Annotated in this window: 2 protein-coding genes and 1 pseudogene; all 3 read right to left on the bottom strand. The window is 64.6% G+C overall.

The genetic code is table 11. The features are described 5' to 3' along the window. Positions 1-2017 (bottom strand): DNA helicase Rep (gene rep, locus ACESMD_RS08705; protein ID WP_372612271.1); only part of this gene is annotated, 2017 nt, incomplete at its 3' end. A 3-nt stretch (positions 2018-2020) separates the two neighbouring features. Beyond that, the gene (gene trmL / locus ACESMD_RS08700) at positions 2021-2488 is read right to left on the bottom strand and encodes a tRNA (uridine(34)/cytosine(34)/5-carboxymethylaminomethyluridine(34)-2'-O)-methyltransferase TrmL (RefSeq protein WP_372612269.1); all 468 of its coding nucleotides are present in this window, start codon (positions 2486-2488) and stop codon (positions 2021-2023) included. 7 nt (positions 2489-2495) lie between these two features. Then, positions 2496-2660: pseudogene (locus ACESMD_RS08695) on the bottom strand (orotate phosphoribosyltransferase); the annotation flags it as partial.

Below are 2660 nucleotides of genomic sequence, written 5' to 3'. Positions count from 1 at the left end.
CCTGCTTCTTCTCCGGGTCTTCCTTGTCGGCACGGCCTTCCCAGTCAAGATCATCGGGGGGTAATTCGTCCAGGAAGCGGCTGGGCGTGCAGTCCATGAGTTCGCCATAGGCCTTGCGCTGCCGTGACAGGGTCAGGGTCAGGGTCCGTCGCGCCCGGGTGATGCCCACATAGGCCAGGCGCCGCTCCTCCTCGACGGTGCCGGCCTCGATGGCGTTGCGATGGGGCAGCAGATCCTCCTCCAGGCCCATCAGGTAGACATGGGGGAACTCCAGCCCCTTGGAGGCATGCATGGTCAGCAGCTGGACGCGGTCGGAATCGTCCTCCTCGGCCTGCTGCTCGAGGATATCGCGCAGCACCAGCCGCGAGATGGCGGCCTCGACACCCTCGGTCTCGGTCTCCTCACTGGCGGCGATCTCATCCCCTCTCTCATCAGGGGCGCCTTGCATCGACTTCTCGAGCTGATCGATCAGGATCCAGACGTTGGCCATGCGCCGCTCGGCGATGGTCGGCGCGCTGGCGTTCTGGTAGAGCCAGGCCTCGTAGTCCATTTCGCGCAGCATATCGCGGATGGCGGCAATGGCATCACCGCCATCCATGCGCCGTCGCACGCCATCGATGAAATGGGTGAAGCGGCCCAGGCGATCCACTGCCCGAGTGGGCAGCTGCTCGGCCAGCCCCAGCTCGTGGCAGGCGGCAAAGAGAGAGGTCCCGCGGTCGGTGGCATAGTTGGCGAGTTTCTCCAGGGTACCCGGGCCGACTTCACGCCGCGGCACATTGACGATGCGCAGGAAGGCGTTGTCGTCCGCCGGATTGATCAACAGCCGCAGGTAGGCCATCGCATCCTTGATCTCGCCCCGCGAGAAGAACGAGGTGCCGCCGGAGAGCTTGTAGGGAATCTGGTAGTGCTGCAGCTTGAGCTCCAGCAGCCGGGCCTGGAAGTTGCCACGGTAGAGCACGGCGAAGTCGCGCCAGGAGGCTGACTCCTTGATCCGCCGGGTGAGGATCTCGCCGGCCACCCGCTCGGCCTCGGCCTCCTCGTGGCGGTTGACCACCACGCGAATCGCCTCGCCATCGCCCATCTGCGACCACAGCATCTTCTCGTAGACGTGGGGATTGTTGGCGATCAGGGTATTGGCGGCGCGCAGGATGGTGCCGGTGGAGCGGTAGTTCTGTTCCAGCTTGATGACCTTCAGGCGTGGAAAGTCCTCCCCCAGGGTCACCAGATTCTCGGGGCGGGCACCGCGCCAGGCATAGATGGACTGGTCGTCGTCGCCCACCACGGTGAAGGTCATCCGCTCGCCCATCAGCAGCTGGACCAGCCGATACTGGCTGACGTTGGTGTCCTGGTACTCGTCCACCAGCATGTAGTGGATGCGTTTGCGCCAACGAGCGAGGGCCTCGGGGTCGTCGAGCAGCACCACCACCGGCAGCAGAATGAGGTCGTCGAAGTCCACGGCGTTGTAGGCCTTGAGGTGACGCCCGTAGGCCTCGTATACCCTCGCCGCATACTGTTCATCCTCGCTCTCGGCGTGGGACAGGGCCTGGCCGGGCAGCACCAGGTCGTTCTTCCACGCCGAGATCCGGCGTTGAACGGCATTGATCGCTTCGGCATCGACCTGGGCGTCCTTGTTCATCAGGTCGCGCAGCAGCGCCTTGGCATCCTCCGGGTCGAACAGCGAGAAGCCCGCCTTGTAGCCCAGAGCCTTGAGTTCGGCGCGGATGATGTTGAGCCCCAGGGTGTGGAAGGTAGAAACCGTGAGGCCATGGCCTTCCTTGCCCTTGAGCATCTCCCCCACCCGGGCCTTCATCTCCCGGGCTGCCTTGTTGGTGAAGGTCACCGCGGCGATCCGGCGCGCACTCATGCCGCATTCCTGCACCAGGTAGGCGACCTTCGTGGTGATCACGCTGGTCTTGCCGGAACCGGCCCCGGCCAGTACCAGGCAAGGGCCGTCGATGTAGCGTACGGCTTCCTGCTGGCGGGGGTTCAGCGCGGCCAGGCGTTGCTTGATCGACATCGATTACTCCTTGGCACCCGTGAAACCCAGCTGACGCCAGGCTTCAAAGACCACCACTGCACAGGCATTCGACAGGTTCAGGCTGCGACTCTCGGGCAGCATGGGAATGCGCAGGCGCTGCTGCTCTGGCAGGGCATCCAGCATCGCCTGGGGCAGGCCGCGGGTCTCGGGGCCGAACACCAGGGCGTCGCCCTGGCAGTACACCGGCTCATGGTAGCCGGTGCGACCACGGGTCGAGACCGCAAAAAGACGGGCCGGCGCCACCGCCTCGAGGAAACTTGACCAGTCGGCGTGCACCGCGACTCGCGCCCATTCATGGTAGTCGAGCCCGGCACGGCGCAACCGCTTGTCATCCAGTTCGAAGCCCAGCGGCTCGATCAGGTGGGGATGAAAGCCGGTATTGGCGCAGAGACGGATGAGGTTGCCGGTGTTGGGGGCGATCTCCGGCTCGTAGAGGACCACATCGAGCATGGCGGCATCAGCTCGCCACACCGTAGCGGTCACGGTAGGCACGAATCGCCTTGGCGTGGCCCTGCAGTGACTCGCCGGCATGCCTTTCAAGGTACTCGAGGACCATGTCCAGGGTTACTATGCTGATCACCGGCATGGCGAAACGGGTCTCGACTTCCTGAATGGCACTCTG

Origin of the sequence: Halomonas sp., from assembly GCF_041689495.1 — a bacterium.
Lineage (GTDB): Bacteria > Pseudomonadota > Gammaproteobacteria > Pseudomonadales > Halomonadaceae > Halomonas.
Note: the sequence above shows the minus strand (reverse complement) of the source record. Positions and strands in the feature narration are given on the sequence as shown.